The organism is Methanosarcina acetivorans C2A (genome assembly GCF_000007345.1).
Lineage (GTDB): Archaea > Halobacteriota > Methanosarcinia > Methanosarcinales > Methanosarcinaceae > Methanosarcina > Methanosarcina acetivorans.
Genome location: NC_003552.1, coordinates 2,955,587 through 2,974,480, shown reverse-complemented (window position 1 = coordinate 2,974,480; position 18,894 = coordinate 2,955,587). Strand labels below are relative to the sequence as shown.

Genomic DNA, 18,894 nt, shown 5'->3' with positions numbered 1-18,894 from the left:
ATAATAATTCAGTTATCAGCAGGCTCAGACTGGAGTTTATCACCTGTGTTAATTTTTTATCTTCTCTGCTCGGAAAAGGAATTTCTCATTTTACTCTACCGCGCCGTCCGGGACCTTGGCCGTTCCATCGGGCAAGACAAAAATAATCTACAAACCAGGCCGCAATTGAGAGAGGCAATATATTGAAGAAACGTCTACAGATCGAAGGAACGGGTTTCTTAGCCCCAGAAGCTGGTTTTCAAAGAACAGGTAAACATTAGTACTTCCGCCAGCTTGTCTGGCAGCAATTACAAAAAAAGAAAAAAGTAGAAAGAAGAATCTGAATAAAGCCTGAATATACTGTGAGGCTATCCCAAAAGTCACCTTTATTCTTAATCTTTGGGAATTTTCAGAATTGTTTTCATGATCATGAGCTTGATTGATTACTCGAAATACAAGCTCAAGAAGCAAATTTTGAGTTTTGGGATGAGCTCTGTAATAAGCATAAAAGCAAACGTCAATTATTGTTTGCATGTTTTCTTTTCTCTTCATTAAGTAAGTAGGATTGTACGGGACAGAAACTTTCGTAACTTAATCCTTTTTGGTCCTCTTGAGCGAAGCTCCTTATTCTAATATATAAAGTAGTCTGCTTGAACGAAACCAATAATAAAATCCATCAAGTAGTCCTCTTGAACGAGCGAAGCGAGTGAAAAGGACTTCGTGCTCCCGAAGCGAAACTCGGGAAACTGAGAAATAACTTCAGGTCGATTTTCAATAGTAGGATGGAAATAAAATGAAGGGAATTTTGAATGAGCTCTAATTTCAGATCCAGGGGGAATAGCAGGTACGAGGATGATGTTCTGCCCGAACCCATGTTCCTGGAAGACCTTTTTCATAAATACGGAATTGAACGCAGCCATGCTGATAACGTGGCCCGGAATGCACTCGAACTTTTTGAGATCCTTGCTCCTATCCACGGGCTGGGTCCCGAGTACCGGAAATTAGTGGAAATAGCTGCTCTTGTGCACGATACCGGGGTAGCTACTGACTTTGAGAACCACCACAGGGCAGGGAGGGATATCCTGCTTCGGCACCCGCCTGCCGAATTACCTGAAAGGCTGTGGCCGGTTGTTGCCTGGGCGGCTTTCCTGCACAAAAAAAGAGTTGGGAGAGAGAAGGTTGCAAAACTCAGGCTAAAAGCTTTCGGGAAAATGCCCGAAGACCTGCAGGATCTTACCTTAAAAGTGGCTGCCCTCATCCGGCTTGCCGATGCCCTTGACTACAGCCGGATGGAAAGCAGGCTCGGGAAGGCTACTTTCAAAGGCCGGAAAGTCAGGTTCGAAATAATAGGGCAGGGAGCTGAAATAGATGCGGAAAGGATGTACAAAAAGGGGGACCTCTGGTCTCTGCTCTATGATACGGAACTTGAGTTCAAGCCGCGATCGAAAAAATCATGAATATTCAAATCATGAAGATTTAAATTATGAAGATTTAAATCAGAAAAACTATATTTTTAGTCCTGCTTTAAAATCATACCTTAAGGTTTATACTTTAAACCATACTTTATAATCCATACTTTGAATATACTTTAAATCCTTACCGAATAAACCTATTCGAAACATACTTTAAAACCATCTTTTAAAAAACAAGAATTAAGTCTTGGGATTGGAAGATCTGAATGAGTTACCTGATAATTGTACGACACGGGGAATCCGGCTGGAACGTTGATGGCAGGTTCGGAGGCTGGGTTGACGTTCCTTTGACCGGAAAGGGGATAAAAGAAGCCCTTCTCTGTGCTGCCGAACTTGAGGGGATTGATCTGGACGTTACTTTCACTTCAAAACTGATTCGGGCACAGGAAACTCTCTTTTTAATCCTTTCAAAGCAGAAAAAAATTGGGGTCTTTGTCCACGAAGAAGCCGGGACAGGAGAGGATAGGACCGAAAGAGAAGACGGATCCAGGAAGGACAGAAAAGAAAAACGGTATGCTTACCCCCCTAATACCGAAAAAAACCTGATCCCTATCCATTCAAATGAAGCCTTAAACGAACGCTATTACGGGATACTTCAGGGCAAGAAAAAGGACAAAATGAAAGCGAAATACGGGGAAGAGCAGATTCTCCACTGGTGCCGGAGTTTTGACGAAGGGCCTCCGGAAGGGGAAAGCCTCAAGGATATCTATAGACGTGCGGTGCCATATTTCGAAAAAGAGATCTTTCCCATCCTTCAGGACGGAAAAAATGTAATTGTCTGTGCTCACCAGAACAGTTTACGAGCGCTGATAAAGCATATTGAAGGGATTTCTAACGAAGACATCCGCAAAATCAGGCTGGCAAATGCAAGGCCAGTAATCTATACATTCTCTGGAGGCAGGCTGGTCAGGGAAAATGCTGAAACGGACCCATCAGTGAAAAGGAATCTCTGATTTATTTTTTCGGGTCCATCCGAATTTGCCTCTGCTGATTCACATCTGCTGGTTTACTGCTACTGATCTGCTGTTGCTTCTGCACAGAAAAATATTTGCAGGCAGGTTTAGATGTAGCCCAGGGGCATGATATAGAGAGGATCTTCATTTGCAGGCATTTTAAGGACCTTTTTTACCTCCTCGTCTTCAAAAGCCCCTACTGTACAGGTCCCGATTCCCAATTCAACTCCAAGAAGATATACGTTCTGGGCAGCATGTCCGGCTTCCATGTGGGCGTATCTAAGTCCTCTTTTTCCATATTTGCTTGTTATGCGCGGGTAGATTGCAGAAATTACGAGTGAAACAGGAGCGTTTTTGATCATGCCCTGAGATAGGGCAGCTTCCGAGAGTTTTTTTCTCATATCGCCAGGGATTTCCTGGATAAGGGAATGTTCTTCCGTAACGTACCTGTAAATACCGGCTTCAAGTCCACTGCCCTCTCCGATTACGACATGGACCTCAAGAGGGTAAAGTGCGCCTGCCGAAGGTGCTGTCCTTAACCCCTCTTTTGAACTGGTTCCCTGGGTTACCCACAGAAAACGAGAAATGAGCGGCTCGGAAAGTTCTCTGTCAGCATATTCCCGTATGGACCTCCGCTTTGCGATGAGTTCTTCTATATGGCTTCTGCCTGCAGCATCCAGCTCAGGCAGCTTTACTTTCATTGGCAGGTCGCTAAGATCCTGATTTCCCATATTTGTTCCCCCAACTTTTAATGCAAAATTTTTAGTTCCTTATGTTTCGGTTTTTGGTGTTTCAGTTCTTATTGTTTTTGTTCCTTATACTCTAACTCTTGTTGCTTTTGCTCCTTATGTTTTATTCCGTAACGGTTTAGTTTCTATTTTTTTATATAATGTTTCAGTTTTTTTGTTTAATTTCACCAGGTTTTAATTCGCTGTTTTATTCCGTTATCTTCCTCATTGCATCTTCCGAAATTCTGTCCGGAGTCCAGGGAGGTTCCCAGACAAGTTCTACTTCGGCTTCTTTTACTCCTTTGATTGCTTCGACCTTTCGCTTCACGTCTTCAGCAATAAGCCCTCCCATTGGACAACCGGGTGCGGTCAGGGTCATTTTTATATGCACCCTGTCTTCTTTTATCTCGATCCCGTAAACAAGTCCCAGGTCAATGATATTGATCGGAATTTCGGGGTCGTAGCAGCTCTTCAGAACCTCGATGACTTCTTCTTTTGTAACGATGGTACCATCCCCCTTAAAGTGTGATCTGCAGCAATTTTATGTTCCCTACTAAATAAAATGGCGGATGGAGTTAAATATATTTCCAGAAAACTCATATTTCCAGAAAACTCATATTTCCAGAAAACTCATATTTCCAGAAAACTCATATTTCCAGAAAACTCATATTTCCAGAAAACTCATAATTTCCAGAAAACTCCAGAATAGGTCGTTTCGCGGTTTTAACATGTTCTTCCAGCAATGATTTTTTTCAGCAGCAGACTTTTCGGAAACAGCTTCCTTAAAAAGCTGGTCTGTTCAGAATCAGAAATTCTCAGAAAAGATATTCAGAAAAAGGTTTAATCAGAAATTATCAGAAACAGGGATCTTAAAAAGGAGTTTTCCAATCATCTCAACTGCACACCAGGGCCGGCTTTGTGGTGTGTAGATATTGTAGATGTGGTAGATATGGTGGTAGATAGTATTTTTGGACTTTTATCCCGGCCCTGCGATGTGCAGTTTCTGGTTCCAGACGCTGCGGTACTTTTTTCCAGTCTGTTCGGGTCTATTCGCGTGAGTGCTGATATGTTCCCCCATCAGGGTTCACATGGTTGGAACCAAAGTGCTGGTGTGAGCTTTCTTTATCTGTAGCTCTCCTGTTATAATATATTTCTCGTGGTTTTAACCCTCTTCAAACAAAATAATTTCGGCAGACTTATATATATAGAAAATTCGGAAGCTCCTTATCCTCTCATTTGAACTACTTATTAACTTAAATCTTTTTTTGGATATATTACAGTTTTCATCATCTGTAGGCTGTATTTCTAGGGATATGGTCAGATCGCGGTAGAGGATAGACTTATATATTAGTTTTTTTAAAATAAAATTTCTTCTATCTGTTCATTTTCTGTTTGAAAATGAACTGGGCTGATTTTTTTCTCATTTTTATTTTGAGTGGAAAAGAAGATTAAATATTGATATATATTTTTCGTCCTTTCTCACTCCTCAGGCCTGGGCCGGGAGAGAGCAATCAGGACTTCCTGTCCCCTCCATGAGCCTTTACTGAATTTGGTTTCAGCAAAAATCTCTGTTCCGTCCCTGGTAACAAAGGGCACGCTGTACAGGAATGTTTTTCCTTCGAGGATTTCAGAAAAGTTTTTTGCGGCTTCAAGGACCCGGTTCTGGGGATGGAAGGAAAGAATATTCCTCCCAAGGAGTTCTTTTTCGGTATACGAAAGGTATTTGCGGAAAGCAGGATTGGAATGAACTATGCAGCCTTCCTGGTTTACTATGAAAATGAAGTCCTTTATGCTTTTGAAGAGCCCCTGAAAATCGCTGCTAATCTGCTGGAGTTCTGCTTTTTCCTTAGTCCTTGAAATCTCGTTTCCGAGTTCAAGGGCAATGGTTTCGAGCTGTTTTCTGGAACTTTCGGGAATCTCATCCGCCTTATGGGAACTGAGCTGCATGACTGCCGCAAAATTTCCTCCAGAGAATACGGGAATAAAAGCTGCTGCCCTGAGCTTTTCTTCAGGAGGTGTTTCAAGGGAAGCCATTTTTTTAAGTTCAAAATACTGCCTGTAGACAGGTTTTCCTATCCTGAACAGGTTTACAAGCCCCTGAGCTTTCCCAAAACCTGAAGCTGCTTTCACAAAAGCAGGGGAAAGACCTCTGCAGGTCTTTAATTTCAGCTCGCCGTTTGCCTCGCCCATCAGATAGATACAGCCTGAGTCCAGGGGTTCAACCTCAAGTGCAAGGTCAAGGAGCTGCCTTAAGATATCCTGCAACACATCGGTTGATTCAAGGGCAGTGCCTGTATCGCGGCGGATGCGCAGGAAGTCCGAACTCTGCTTTTTTTCGGTAACGTCAATAACGGTCCCGTACAGGTATTCTATATCCCCTTTTTCATCGGAGTGGATAAACGTCTGCTCATCAACCCAGCGCACCTCTCCGGAGGCTGTTAGAATCCTGTACTCCTGGAAAAAGTCGTTTTTTCCTTCCTTGTAATTCCTGAACAGGTTATCCCTTACCTTTTCGATATCAAGGGGGTGGATAATGTTCTCATATGCCAGTTCCCCTGAGGTAAAAGCCCCTGCCGGATACCCGAAAAGGATTATGTTTTCAGTTATGAATTCCACAGGCCTTTTTTCTCTGGGGCTGCTCAGGAAAACAACCATAGGGCTGCTGCTTACAATTAATTCCAGGACTTTATTTACTTTCAGGGAGTTTGAGAGGTCTTTTTTTATTTGTTTTTGTTCGCTGATGTCATTTGCAACCGTAAGGATTGTGCTTCTGCCCTCATAATCCATTAAATGGGCTTCCACTTCCACAGGAATAGAAGTGCCGTCTTTTTTCAGATAGCTGGTCTCAAAGGCAATGTTTCCTTTCTGAAATATCTTTTTGACCTGCCTTGGAAACTGGTTTCCATACCTTGTATCGATGTTTGAGGGAGCAAGCTTGAGGAGTTCTTCCTGGCTGTACCCGAGGCTTGTACACGCCCTTTCGTTTGTTTCCAGGATTTTTCCCTGCCTGTCCATGATAATTATAAGACTGCGGCTTGAGTTAAGGAGGTAACTGAACTTCTGCTTTTCCTGTTTCAGCTTTTCTGCAAGCTCTCTGCGGGTGTTAATATCCGAAACAATCCCTATATAACGGCTTATCCTGCCGTTTTTCCCGTACTGGATGAGAGTCCTGTCCTCAACCCAGTGCACCTCTCCATCTTTTGTAAGAATCCTGTACTTCAGAATATAGTCTGCAATCCCTCGCTCGGAATTGCTTATAACCCCGAAATTGAAAGCTTCAAGGTCCTCGGGATGGACGATATCAGCATACAGTATTTTTCCTGCTCTGAAGTCGGCAGGTTCATACCCAAATCCGGAAACGTTTGCAGAAGCAAACTCTACCGGAAAGCCAGATTCGGCTTTCCTTATGAAAATAACCTGCGGAATACTCCTCAGGAAAATTTTCAGTTCATCCTTTGACTCAAAAAAGTCCGGTAACTCCTTTTCAGGAAGCCCCTTTCCCGTGAATTTGCTCTGAATGTTTTTTTCCGTAATGCTGATCCCCTTTTAAAATTAATATCGACTGATAGTCATACAGGCTGATAATTATATCTTCTATTTACTTTTTATAATAATGCTTATTAAATAAAACTGTTCTTTTATCGCAGAAAATATAAGAGCAATTTAGCTGAAAGACAATTTTGTTGAAAGCCAACTTTGCTGAAAGCCAACTTTGCTGAAAGCCAACTTTGCTGAAAGCCAACTTTGTTGAAAGGCAAGTTCTCAAAAAAGTGATTTTGTAAGAAGGGCAATTCAGCTAGAAGAGCGATTAAGTTTGACATCAGAAATATGGTTGAATCTTAAGACCTGAAAGGAGGTTTTTGAATGTGAAATTATATATAAAAATTCTCTTAATTACTTCTATTGTGAAGTATAATAATCTGTTGCTGTATATATCGTATTTATGGTAGGCTAGGGTAATATGGATTTTGAAAAACAAGTATTTTCCAGCCTTCTTTTCAGAGAACAGTTTTAAAAATACAATTGTGTTCTGGGTGTTTACTGTATAAAATAAGTTAAATGTCACGATTCAGGTAATTTTTTCTTCTATATTTTTAATGATTCAGTCTCAATTTCATCCATGAGGGTATTAAGAGCCAAAGGTACAATTTCCATTGATGTTTTATCAACGTGGGCCCATTCTTCGAGTAGATCCTGCTCAAAGCCACCAGAAAGGGTGATTACGACTTTATCTCCATTAGATTCTACGTTCAAGTGTGCAGACATTTAGAACACCGTCCATTCGTTTTACGATGAGTTAATGACACGTTCGGACTCTCCGACTACCCAATAGTCTTCTTCCTGGATATCACAGACAAGTACCCTACCCACTGGATTTTCAGATACTTCAAGCACTACCCCGCATTCACAGCAAAGCTTATACCCATTCTCTGTTTTTTCGGCTGCAACATAGACATCATTTGTGCAATCGTCTGTTATCAAATGGTTTTTTAGGTTCTCATACATCATGTCATTTCCCTACCAACTCACCATATCCAACCACTCACCACGGATGTCAACCACACCGTGATTATTACCAATATAAGACCAATTATAATTGACACTGGTGTTCGGTATGGTTCCCTTGTAAGCCAGTTCAAATTCGGTGTTTTCATGTCACCTGCTCCAAAGCATCATTGCAGCGTTCGCCAGATCAAGCAATTCCTTTTTCATTTCCGATGTTATGGTGAATTCCTCGTATGGGGGAGACTCCAGGATATACTCGTCATACTCACTATTGAGCAAAGAATCGAGTATAATGGGATCAATCGTTTTGTACGAGTCACCTTTTATGGGATCATGCTTTCTCAATGTCCTCTCCATCTCCATAACAAATGCCCGGAGCTCCGGACGTAAAAAATCAAACAATCTCCGGGCTTCAATGTTTTTCTCTTCCTCGGCTTTTTTGAGCTTATATAACTCGGCTCTCGCTTCGAGCCATTGTTTATGCGTTTTCGGTGCCATATTGGTAATTTCGATATCATGAGGCATATCAGTCACCCAATCCATCATTGACGTTATCAAGCCCGTTATCTCTTATTCCGTAGAGCTCGACCAAAGTGTCTTCGTTTACATTTATCTTGCCTATGTCATCTTTAAGAGAATCCGGGATTACCCCGGAATTGATTTTCCGAACAAATACCCATCTCTGTTTACGCAGTCCTTTTTTCGACCTTTGAAATTGCGTTACTTAGGTCGTCGCTTATTCCGGATGCCAGGTACTAACTACTGTGGTCTGTTTGTTTGCATCATTCTGAATAAAGTTCTGTATTCTGTCATTCCGCATTTTTACCCTTTCTTCGATATTCATCTTTTATCACATCTTGTATAATTCCAGAAACTCGCTAAACTTCATCCTGCCCTCCAGGAACCATTCTGAATTTGTCCTTATGGTAACTTCCCTTTTTGAAAAGTCGATGTCCTTTATGATGGCAGTTATGGCCTGATTGGTTTTATGCATCCATCTGATCATGGATTCCATTGCTTCGTTTAGCAGCAGTTCAGTGTATATTCTCCGGAGTGCCTGGAGCTCGTAAATTAAAGCCGATGTCTTTTCGATTGATTGCTTATATGCTTCGATCTTGTCCATGCTCACCACCGTATACTCAGCTTTCGGATTCTTGCATATTCTTAATCCAATTTACACGTTTATCATTGAACGGACATACCACTCGCGTTTTAACCCGGGTCGGGTTCATAGTTACTTCAAGCCTGAGTTAAGCATACACCCATCACAATCCCAGATTGTTTTCATTGATTATCGTCGCCCATTTGCTTTCCCGGTTTTATGATTATATTCTCATTATCATCCGTTATCTCCACCTGGTCGCCGTTTTCGAGTTCAAATTTATCTCGTATGTATGCAGGCAGTACCACTTTCGTCCTACCTGATTTATCTATGGTAATTCTGTGCCTTACCATGTACCCACATATGAGGGCACACACACTTAAAGATTGTACAAATGGAAACTATATTTCACAGAATAGTATTTATTACTATATAGATAATTTATATGTCTACCTGATGCTGATATTTCAATACAAAAAAGATATCCAAATTTTAATTAACCTAATTGTGTAAATCCATGAGAATTTACTGTCATTTTTGTGATATCGATACATCGGATATCCGTGCAGTGGAAATAAAGGGGTAGATTTTGAGTAAAATATAGGATGTTTGAATTATCCTTATATTTTCGCACGATTCTAACTATATTTCACGCAAGCTCTTAGAATAGCATGTAAGTCTTAGGTTGGCATGGATAGAGGATAAAACCCAACAGATGAATTTAAGAGACTTTTTATTATTTTCTGGTTTTTCGTTTTCCCTCTATATCGTGCAAAACAATAAAATTTTAATTATATTGATATATTTTTTCTATTTATGGGAAAAGGAAACATTGCAATAGATAAATCTATGATAAAAACGATAGTTGACGGCAAAATAATAATTCCTTTGCCAAAAGTTTTGGTTGAAAATCGATACTATCCTATGTTCTCTATATTCTCCCCTACTCAGTGTGATAGTTGTGGAAGTAAATTACATGTTAACTCTCATCACACTCGTTTTATTATATCACGTTACGGCACTATATCTCTCAATGTTACATACTGGCTTTGTCCCACTTGTAAGAAACATTATCATGATCGGGTTATTGGTGTTCAGGGTTCTGCAAATTACAGTTCTGAATATTATGATACACAAATAAATGTCAGATACGATGGACGATGCAGTCTGCACAATTCTCGGCGAATTGGGGAAACATATACAGAAGGAGTAATAAATGTCTGTGGAAGAGCTCCTTGTCCCACTTCATTGTGGTTATATGAACAGAAACTAGCAAAACTTTCAAAGCAAGAACTTTTGAACCAAGGAGTTAGCTTTGAAGAAACATTGTATGTTGATGGGAATTGGATCAAGAATGGATGGAAAAAAAAGCTTGAAGAATTTATTGGAACGAAACTCACAAAGAAAGAATGGAAAAAAATGCGATATAAATCTGTTTACGTTGTTGCTACCAAAGAGAAGGTCATTTTAGATTTTGAAGTAACTGAGAGGTTACCAACAATTGAGGCTCTGATGCCTCTTTTTATACGAATAAAGAACCGATTTCCTGAAGATAAAATCAAAAAGATTGTTTCTGATGAGGATAAAGCGATCATTGGAGCCGTAAAAATGGTCTTTCCTGAAGTGACTCATTCTTTTTGTGTGTTTCATCAATTAAAAAACGTTAGTAAGAGGTATTATGAGGAATTCAGTTCTATTGAAGAGATTCCAGATAACGATAAGATTACCTACAATGAGATATCTCAATTGATACTTTCTGATACGGTTATCAGTGCTGTTGCGCATATTCAGAAGATACGAGAATTTAACTCTGATCTTGAACTTTCTGAAGCGTCTCATAAAGCGATTTCTTATGCCGAAGAGATTTTCAGCAAGAATGTGAGCTTCTTGAAAAAAGGTTTTACACCTGAGACAGATAATACAATGGAACAGATATTTTCTTTGATATGTGATATAGTAGACAAAGCGAGGTCATTCAAAACCAATAATGGACTAACTAATTTTTGTTACAATCTATTTACTTTTTTCAACAAACGGTGTTTCAGCACTGGAAAATGGAAAGGTTTCTCACCTTTAATGAGAGCAAGATTCCAATATGGATAATGCTAGAATTGGAGAATAATTAGTTCTTAAACTTGATGGCTTATAGCTGTAGCTGTCGGAAATTCCCACAAAAATAGTTCCACAATTTGGAAAATTTTGGTGGATGCTTGTGTGAATGAATCAACATTTTTAAATGAGTGAATTGATTTGCTCAAATTGGGATAAAATTTTGTGGTTGTCTTGAGATTGAAGAAAAACCAGAAAAAATTAAAAAGACTCACCTTTTGACGAAAAAGACCTGCACAGCAATATAGAAATAGCCCTTTACAGGTACAGAAAAGAAAGGGAAAAACTTAATGGAAAAGAGTGAAAGTCCCTGATAAGCGTGAAAAAAGATTAAAGAAACTTTTCGGGTTTGTTGAGTGTGCTGGTGGCTTCGGATAAAATAATTTATCGATCTTTGAGTACATGTCCCTTACATTGATCAGGTATCCTACTTTCGGCAGGTAACTTGATTTTTTCCAAGTATTTTTACTGATAGCGTTTTTGTGGGAAAACACGTTTTCTTCCACATTAAACATTACTGCAAAAATGGTTCGTTACTTATATAGGGCGTAAGATTTGAGTCATATGTTAACCAGCTTCAAGTATATTACAAATTTGCAGAATGTTTAAAAAACAATATCAGCAAAAATATTTAATTCATAATGTCGACCTGCCGAATATAAGAGGTATTTATCATGTATTCAATTCTTTTTCAAGGTTTTCAGCTACGGTCTTCAGGACTTTTATCCTTGAATAACGCTTGTCTCGGGACTCGACAACTATCCAGGGAGAGCCTGTGGTACTTGTTTTCTGAAGCATCTCGTCGACTGCAACCTTATAGTCGTCCCACTTATTCCGGTTTCGCCAGTCTTCTTCTGTAATTTTCCAGCGTTTCTCAGGGTCTTTCATCCGGCTTTCAAAACGTTCGAGCTGGGTTTCTTCATCGATATGAAGCCAGAACTTGAGGATAATTGTTCCTGCATCGGTAAGGATCTTTTCAAATTCATTGATTTCCCGGTAAGCTCTTCTCCATTCTTCTTCCGTACTGAACCCTTCCACTCTTTCTACAAGGACGCGCCCGTACCAGCTCCTGTCAAAAATGGTTATATGTCCTGCCATAGGGACAGCTTCACAGAAGCGCCAGAGATAATGGTGAGCTTTTTCAGTATCGTTTGGGGAACCCACAGGCACGACCCTGTAAAGCCGGGGATTGAGCTCTTCAACAAGGCGGTGGATGTCTCCTCCTTTCCCTGCGGCATCCCAGCCTTCAAAGACTATGACAACCGATCGTTTCTTTTTATAAAGTTCATACTGAAGGTTTTCAAGTCTGTGCTGGTAAAGTTTTTTAGCTTCCCTGTATTCTTCTACGGAAATACTTTTGGAGAGGTCGGTCTTTTCCAGGATCGAACCGTTGAGCAACGGGAGATTTACAGTTCCAATGTCAAGGTACTTGATTGTCTGCTGTCCAGGAGTCCGTGTCACCTTTTCAATATACGTCTCGATCGCATGAGCTACCGTTACCATGATTTTAAGGACTGCAAAGTTCCTGTCATTTGCCTCAACAATCGTCCAGGGGGCATTTGGAACATCGGTGCTCTCAAGTATTTTTTCCACAACAGGCAGATATTCATCGTATTGCTCGATAAAATCCTGCTCTATCCCGTTTTTTCCCTGGTATTCATCAAGGATGAGGGGAATATCTCTTTTTTTGATCTCTTTGAAGCGCTCTTTCTGTTCTTTTTCGCTTATATGAAGGAAAAACTTGAGTATCAGGTATCCATCGTCCGCAAGCTGGCGTTCAAAATAATTTATTTCTTCCAGGGCATTTTCCAGGGCTATTTCATCTTTTTCTTTTCCAAAATGCTCGATTATTGCCCGGCTGTACCAGCTCCGGTCAAAGACCCCGATTCTTCCTTCTACAGGGATTCGCGCCCAGAACCGCAGAAGAAATGGCTTGAGGAGCTCTTCGTAGCAGGGTCTTGTCATGGTATGGAAGTCAAATCCTCTCGGGTCCAGAGGCAGAATAAAACGGTTGATATCTTCTCCCATCCCTGATGCGTGCCAGCCTTCAAAAACAAGTATGATGGGGATTTTTAGCTCCCATGCCCTGCGTTGAAGTTCCCCGATTTTAACCTCAAGTGTTTTCATACTCATTTTATAGTCTTCGTTATTTATCGTCTGGGATAAGTCTAAATTTTCAAGCATGCTAAAGCCCTGAATTTTTTTAAGATCAGTTTCGAATAATGTGTTTAAAGTATTATTGATTGGGCAGGTATAAGTTTTGTCCTTATGGAGAATGTAAAAGTAAATGAAGTAAAAATACAAGTTTTGTTTAAAAGATTCAATTAAGAAAAATTTATGCTTTTTGTTTTTGAGCCTGTTATTCGAAGAATTCACGTTCAAAAAATGTGTGGTTTTTGGTACAAATTAAAAAAAATCAAAAATTTTGCCAGAAATCAGTGAAAAATATATAAATATTTATAAAAAATTTATTAAAAATTAAGGGTATGTTTTTTGTGTATAACTCATTCCAAATAGTGTATACGGATGAGAACAAAAATCATTATATAAATATATACTAATTTTATTAATGAAAAAAACCTCAATATAGGTTTTCTTTAAAAAACATATGCTTTACTATATATTTTATAATGTGGTTTGACACTGTATTTATTTTTCAAACTATAATGATTTATGGTAGATTATTGTATATATTAAAAATTTGTTGAATTTGTTTGATATATATCATATACTCCACTAGTTAGTTATTATTAATTAAAGATATGTGTATATACAATTTCTATATGTGATATTATAAAGATGTTCTAAAAATAAATACACATAAAATCAAAGATAAATAGAAACATTCATAATGTTATATCTCATTGACTATGTATGGATCTAAATTAGTATATAGTAATATCAGTGTATATGTATACATTAAAATGTAATAATAGGATACCCACTGTTTGCTAAATTATTCTTTATTAAAAAGTATATGTTGAATGAAATGTTTATATTCTATTTTGTGAGATGATATCCTCTATGATATTCATTAAAATACATATATTAAATATGATATATTTTTCTTAAAAAAATACCTCTACTAAATATATATTATTCAATAGACCCTTTTGTCCAAAGTAACTTTTTAAAGACTAGCACTACATTAATTATAATCAATTATCATTTTCAGTGAAATATTAACTACAAAATACTAAATCATAAGCTTATTCAGTTACACTCTGAGTAATTATATTTTCTAATACACTCTAAAAATAAATACTCTAGAAAACAAATACATGTATTAAAATGTGTATCTTCTAAGAACATCCTTTAAAAAAATAGAGTATTTTTTACGCAAGTACAAGATCTGTATTATTTTTTTCAATATATCTATTTTTTTTACCAGTTGTATTAAATTAACCCTATATTTATAATACACTTTTTAGAAGGAAAGGGATAGACTCTGCACTTCAAAAATCATTCAGAACACATACATATAAAATAGAAACGTTAGAGGATTTTCTTGTTAAACAATCATATTTATTGTATTGGCTTAATTATTTTTAAAAATAACTTGTTTGGGCAACAAGATTGAAGAGGATTTTACTATTCATATATTACATATGTATGGATTTCCCCATTTTCAGAATTATTTTCCTGAAATATTTTTTGCACTAAATAGGGCGGTGATCGGCAAAATATAGTATATTCATATAGTCTTTGAAATGAACGACCTGACAAAATTGGAGCTAAATTGGAAAATAGAACTCAAGAGAAGAGATATTCATAAAGTATATCAGAATAGTTGATTTCAGGATCAGGTAGGATCTGGCAGGAGCAAGAAAATCCAGAAAAAGATGACAGAATGAAACTGTAAAAATGTCTCATGCATACAAATAATAATTATTCTCCTACTATATTACAAAATTGCCATTTTGTTCAGCAAAAGGTGAATTTATGTTTGAGAAATAAGTTTTATTATTTTGTTGATCTATTTTGTTGGTCGGATGAGTGTCAGAAATGAGGACGAAGAATGAAATAAAATATTTTTAGAATGAAAATTGTTTTTTTCTTAAAAAATAATTTGCTCATAAATATAAATCATTTCAAATTTTACACATATTTTTATATTGATAATATAAATAAACCGCCATAATATCATTCTATAGTGATATTTTTATATATTAGTTTTTGAAGTGCAGAGTCTATACCATGTATATTGAAAAAGGTGTAAAACACATAGAGTAGATTATACTTAAACATGATAAACTATAGTCAAGTTAATTGGTTAATAATCATTCTGGACAACATTTATTAGGTTCTTGAATGGCACATAAATATGTCATCAATATTATATTTTTAGATATTTGTACATGTTTTTTCTCAGATTCGGACATCATTTTCCAACTTTATTTCAGGTAATTAATTCAAGTTCGAAGCAGAATTGAGGATATATTTTAATATGAGATTAAAATTACCGGAAACTAAACACGTGGAGTCAGTTAAATTTGACGTAATATTATATAATTACTTATCTTTAAATTGATATTTTTACTCCATCCCTCTATTTTTTGCCTAAAATCAGTAACTTTGATGTAACGAAATTATAATTCCAGCCTTAAATCAAAGATTTCTTCAAAAAGTTCGTACTTTTTACGAGCCCTATAGAGATACTGGCGGACAGGAGCTTTGTCTTTTGCCCGGGCAAAGAGAGCTTCGATCTCTCCCTTTGAAAAAACGGCTTCAAGTTTTTTTATGGGGACGGCTTTAAGCTCTTCCCAGCTGTCAACTACAGGGTTGCTTATAGGTATGGGGATCGGAAGGAGTGTTACCCGGACTTCGTCCATCCAGTTCCAGTCGGAGTCATAGATATTTACATAGAAGGCTCCGCATGAAGCGCATTTTGTTATGACTGCAATATTCTCCCCGACAGCATGATAGCTAAGGCTTACAAGGATAGAGTCACAACTGGTGCAGTTGCCAATCTCGTTTTTTTCCAGGCTATACGCAGGTATTCGGTTTTCATCAATGTAAAGAGTTTGCTCATTAAGGTCATACCTATATTCCACATTATCCGCTCCTGAATGAGGCCTGAATCCTGGAAAGTAAGTTTCTCTGTCCAGGTCTGATATTTAATTTCCTTTTTGATTTCTGTCTAAGGTAATTACCCTATTAAAATTAATCCCTCTTTTAGAAAGAAAATGGCAGTTTTGATGACCACCTTTTTTCTCTGAAGTCATTTGTTCTTCCTTGCCCTGCAAAATCTCGGTTTTTGGAACTCCAATAAAAGTTTCCGCATAATCTTTCAAAGTAGATGTTTTTTTATTATACCAATCAAATAAACTATGCCCATTTTAGCAATATGAACACAAACTTAATATATATGTTCGTAAGAAAATAATAATGTTAATAAGTAAATATATTATCCAAGTTTTCAAATTCATCAGAGGAGCTTAAAAGTTTTTTTCAGCATTCAAATGAATGAAATGCTTTATTGGAAAAAATGGTTAATAATAAAAATATAATAGTCCCTCTTCCAGGTCGGGCAATTTAAAAAAACTCCAAGTGTACAGACCGTGAGAATGGATGATAAAAAGCGATATATTATAGAAGGAACATACTTATACGCATAAATGAACTTAAAGCAAAGTAAAATTGCCTGAAGAACAGGAGCTTTAATATCCATTTTCATCAGAACGAATAAATTTACAAACCTATATATAGAGCTATAACTGACATTGTTTACTACATCAGTAGAGGTGGTAATTATGGTATCCATCCGAGCTAAAGTAAAATCCAGATTAGAGAAATTTCTTGAAGTAGATTCCAATGGATATCGAAGGGCTATACTGTGTATCTTCATCAAGGTAAAGAAAACAACTATTGATGAGCTGCATGAAATGCTTTCAAGCAGATATAACGTATCAAGAAATACAGTAGCATCCATGGTAGGATATATCCATTCGAAACTCGGAATCCTGAGGGCACATAAAGAGTCCTACAAAACCCCTATGGTTTACCTCTTGAGAGAAGAGTACATAGACCTGATAATGAAGATAGTTGCTTCGCCCTCGAAATCATCTACTGATTCTGCAGCCTGAAATTTTATAAATTCAATCCAATTACCGATAGACAATGTCGCTTGTGAAAAACGCCCCCAGAACAGCAACCACTATTGTGGTACGGTCGGATTCGAATACCCGTATAGGTCATTCAAGAGACCCATACTATAATTTAATGAGGCGCATTTTCCAGGAAGACGCAACTGCTGTACGGGGACAGAAATTCCTGTCAATGGTTGAAGAACGTCAGGAAGCAGGCAACGCCATCCGAACGAATGAATGGAAAACCATTCTGGAAGAGCTACAGATAGGCCGAGCCTCCTTTTATGCAATGCGCAATAAACTCCTCGGAGCCGGGCTTATTGCCATAAAAAACAAAGAATACCGGCTTTCCGGCCAGTTCTCCAAAGACCTCATGGACATGGCCCGCTGGTGGTGGACTGCAGTTCTCAACCAGTCCGAAGAAAGTCTGTGATTGAATACTTAAGTAACCGATCTTTTGACACGAATACCCATTGAACAGGATAATACTTCATTTTGAAAAATATTTCATGTTTCTAAATTAAATTTTTAGAGATCTTTATCACTACTTAATTTATTGAATTTTTAATAGATTCAGGGGTGCTCACCCGAAAGTTATATATATAAAATCTTCCTTTAGAAGATACGCTTCAGGGCGCAAGAATCACGCCCCACAGCGAAAAATCATCGAAGCCCGGTAGTGTAGTGGTCAATCATGCGGGACTCTGGATCCTGCAACCTCGGTTCGAATCCGTGCCGGGCTATACTCACTATTTTATTAAACCATTTTTACTCCTTTTCCAAGCCAAATCTAGTCTCAACAAATCAGTTTTTGACTTAATTTTCTACCACTTCTTTTTGAACAAATAGCAGAATACTATTTTTACATTCTTACTTCAGATAGTTTCATGTCTACAAGCAATCAGCTCAGGATTTTAGGCAAAAGAAGTCGCACTTAAATCATCCCTTTTTCACTTATGTCAGGTTTTAAACTCTGAACTGTAATAAACCAGCAGTTAAAGAAACTCGGTTTACAAAGAATCTCAGTTTGATTTCAAACTTGAAATAAGAAATCCAGAATCAAAAAACCTGAATAATTAGAGTAGTATAGATAAATTTTTTTTGTATGATAAAAATAAAAAAATATTATAAAATTAAGAAATAAATCTCTAATTAGAGTTTTTATTCCATATTAAGGCATTTTGAAGTGTTTTTTAGAGAGCTAATAGGATTGGAATACTGAATATACTATTGAAATAACATTAGCTTAATGAGATAACTATTTATAATAAGTTGATGTAGTATATACTGTAGTAAAAACATAAAGAAATTGAACCCTAAACAGACTTAGAATATGAAACAACTTTCCGTGGGGGAAAATATGAGAATTAGAGTAGTTAGTTCCAGAGAAGAGATCTTTACACTTAACCCGAATGAGCGTCTTGTTCACCTGGCATTCAGGCCTTCAAACAAGGATATCTTTGGATTGGTTGAAACCTGCCCTAAAATTGAAGTAATTCAGCTGCCAAAATCATACAGGCGCACAGTCTCAAGATCTATAGAGATGTTCCTGCAGATGCAGCGCGTCCAGCTTCTCGAAGGAGATGTCTGGGGACACAGGAAAGACATTAATGAATATTACAACATTCCAGCTTCAGCAATCAAAAAGATTAAAGAAATGAAAATGGAAGGCAGATCCACAGAGGAGATTGAGAAAAGAGTTTCAAGGGAGAGTAAGCTGAATCCAGAAATGGTTAATTATATCCTGAATAAGGAAATGCCTGCCTGAATCCAAACAGGCACTTTTGCCCTTTGCTGAAGATTAGATCGTACAGAGATCGATTCCAGATACATCAACATTTGTTATCTAATCTTCAGTTTCAATGCCTTTATTTTTAATTTCCTTTGAGATATAAAGAAAAATTAAACATATAATTCAGGCCAATTTTTTAAGAAAATCCTGCCTGTTCTTCGAGA

Annotated in this window: 18 protein-coding genes and 1 tRNA gene; 8 read left to right on the top strand and 11 right to left on the bottom strand. The window is 37.6% G+C overall.

Annotated features, from left to right (window positions below; all coding sequences use genetic code 11):
• The first annotated feature begins 788 nt into the window (after nt 1–788).
• Entirely contained in the window at nt 789–1,436 is a 648-nt protein-coding gene (locus MA_RS12460) for an HD domain-containing protein (protein WP_048065395.1), read from the top strand.
• Between the two features lie 221 nt (nt 1,437–1,657).
• Nucleotides 1,658–2,404: a histidine phosphatase family protein gene (locus MA_RS12455; RefSeq protein WP_011022371.1), complete on the top strand. Its 747-nt coding sequence runs from the start codon at nt 1,658–1,660 to the stop codon at nt 2,402–2,404.
• A 107-nt stretch (nt 2,405–2,511) separates the two neighbouring features.
• Here the strand turns inward: MA_RS12455 and MA_RS25550 are convergent, their stop codons facing one another.
• Both MA_RS25550 and MA_RS12445 read right to left on the bottom strand, forming a co-directional pair.
• Entirely contained in the window at nt 2,512–3,135 is a 624-nt protein-coding gene (locus tag MA_RS25550; protein WP_011022370.1) for a SagB/ThcOx family dehydrogenase, read from the bottom strand.
• Between the two features lie 205 nt (nt 3,136–3,340).
• Nucleotides 3,341–3,583 carry a metal-sulfur cluster assembly factor gene (locus MA_RS12445; RefSeq protein ID WP_342636705.1) on the bottom strand — a complete coding sequence of 81 codons (243 nt, stop codon included), beginning with the start codon at nt 3,581–3,583 and terminating at the stop codon, nt 3,341–3,343.
• On the opposite strand from MA_RS12445, the gene MA_RS28650 reads away from it, so the two are divergent.
• Nucleotides 3,518–3,661, top strand: coding sequence for a hypothetical protein (locus tag MA_RS28650; RefSeq protein WP_226990579.1), 144 nt, complete (start codon nt 3,518–3,520; stop codon nt 3,659–3,661). The two genes, MA_RS12445 and MA_RS28650, sit on opposite strands and share 66 nt — an antisense overlap.
• 950 nt (nt 3,662–4,611) lie before the next feature.
• Here the strand turns inward: MA_RS28650 and MA_RS24605 are convergent.
• From MA_RS24605 to MA_RS25545, 6 genes are all read right to left on the bottom strand, one after another.
• The gene (locus tag MA_RS24605; RefSeq protein WP_226990869.1) at nt 4,612–6,540 is read right to left on the bottom strand and encodes a PAS domain S-box protein; all 1,929 of its coding nucleotides are present in this window, start codon (nt 6,538–6,540) and stop codon (nt 4,612–4,614) included.
• Nucleotides 6,541–7,218: 678 nt separating this feature from the next.
• Entirely contained in the window at nt 7,219–7,398 is a 180-nt protein-coding gene (locus MA_RS12430) for a hypothetical protein (RefSeq protein WP_048065393.1), read from the bottom strand.
• Between the two features lie 21 nt (nt 7,399–7,419).
• Complete coding sequence (locus tag MA_RS12425) at nt 7,420–7,614, bottom strand: hypothetical protein (RefSeq protein ID WP_157860213.1); 195 nt, start codon at nt 7,612–7,614, stop codon at nt 7,420–7,422.
• A gap of 174 nt (nt 7,615–7,788) precedes the next feature.
• A complete protein-coding gene (locus MA_RS12420; protein WP_011022366.1) occupies nt 7,789–8,196 on the bottom strand; it encodes a hypothetical protein in 408 nt (135 codons plus the stop codon).
• 292 nt (nt 8,197–8,488) lie between these two features.
• Nucleotides 8,489–8,761 (bottom strand): hypothetical protein, encoded by a 273-nt coding sequence (locus MA_RS12415; protein ID WP_048065390.1) that lies wholly within the window; start codon nt 8,759–8,761, stop codon nt 8,489–8,491.
• A gap of 161 nt (nt 8,762–8,922) precedes the next feature.
• Nucleotides 8,923–9,093 carry an AbrB/MazE/SpoVT family DNA-binding domain-containing protein gene (locus MA_RS25545; protein WP_083755928.1) on the bottom strand — a complete coding sequence of 57 codons (171 nt, stop codon included), beginning with the start codon at nt 9,091–9,093 and terminating at the stop codon, nt 8,923–8,925.
• Between the two features lie 463 nt (nt 9,094–9,556).
• On the opposite strand from MA_RS25545, the gene MA_RS12410 reads away from it, so the two are divergent.
• On the top strand, nt 9,557–10,843 hold the full coding sequence (locus MA_RS12410) for a transposase (protein ID WP_011022364.1): 1,287 nt from the start codon (nt 9,557–9,559) through the stop codon (nt 10,841–10,843).
• A 678-nt stretch (nt 10,844–11,521) separates the two neighbouring features.
• On the opposite strand, the gene pap is transcribed toward MA_RS12410, so the two are convergent.
• The 3 genes from pap to MA_RS27025 all read right to left on the bottom strand — a co-directional run bounded on the left by pap (nt 11,522) and on the right by MA_RS27025 (nt 16,143).
• Nucleotides 11,522–13,033 (bottom strand): polyphosphate:AMP phosphotransferase, encoded by a 1,512-nt coding sequence (gene pap, locus MA_RS12405; RefSeq protein WP_048065389.1) that lies wholly within the window; start codon nt 13,031–13,033, stop codon nt 11,522–11,524.
• Between the two features lie 2,405 nt (nt 13,034–15,438).
• On the bottom strand, nt 15,439–15,903 hold the full coding sequence (locus MA_RS12400; RefSeq protein ID WP_011022361.1) for a hypothetical protein: 465 nt from the start codon (nt 15,901–15,903) through the stop codon (nt 15,439–15,441).
• Nucleotides 15,904–15,966: 63 nt separating this feature from the next.
• Nucleotides 15,967–16,143 (bottom strand): hypothetical protein, encoded by a 177-nt coding sequence (locus MA_RS27025; protein ID WP_157860212.1) that lies wholly within the window; start codon nt 16,141–16,143, stop codon nt 15,967–15,969.
• A 459-nt stretch (nt 16,144–16,602) separates the two neighbouring features.
• On the opposite strand from MA_RS27025, the gene MA_RS12395 reads away from it, so the two are divergent.
• From MA_RS12395 to MA_RS12380, 4 genes are all read left to right on the top strand, one after another.
• Nucleotides 16,603–16,935, top strand: a complete 333-nt coding sequence (locus MA_RS12395; protein WP_048065388.1) for a DUF2551 domain-containing protein — start codon at nt 16,603–16,605, stop codon at nt 16,933–16,935.
• Between the two features lie 34 nt (nt 16,936–16,969).
• Nucleotides 16,970–17,371, top strand: coding sequence for a hypothetical protein (locus MA_RS12390; RefSeq protein WP_011022359.1), 402 nt, complete (start codon nt 16,970–16,972; stop codon nt 17,369–17,371).
• A gap of 237 nt (nt 17,372–17,608) precedes the next feature.
• Nucleotides 17,609–17,681, top strand: a tRNA-Gln gene (locus tag MA_RS12385).
• Between the two features lie 617 nt (nt 17,682–18,298).
• Nucleotides 18,299–18,706: a DUF1699 family protein gene (locus MA_RS12380; protein WP_048065387.1), complete on the top strand. Its 408-nt coding sequence runs from the start codon at nt 18,299–18,301 to the stop codon at nt 18,704–18,706.
• Nucleotides 18,707–18,894 lie beyond the last annotated feature (188 nt).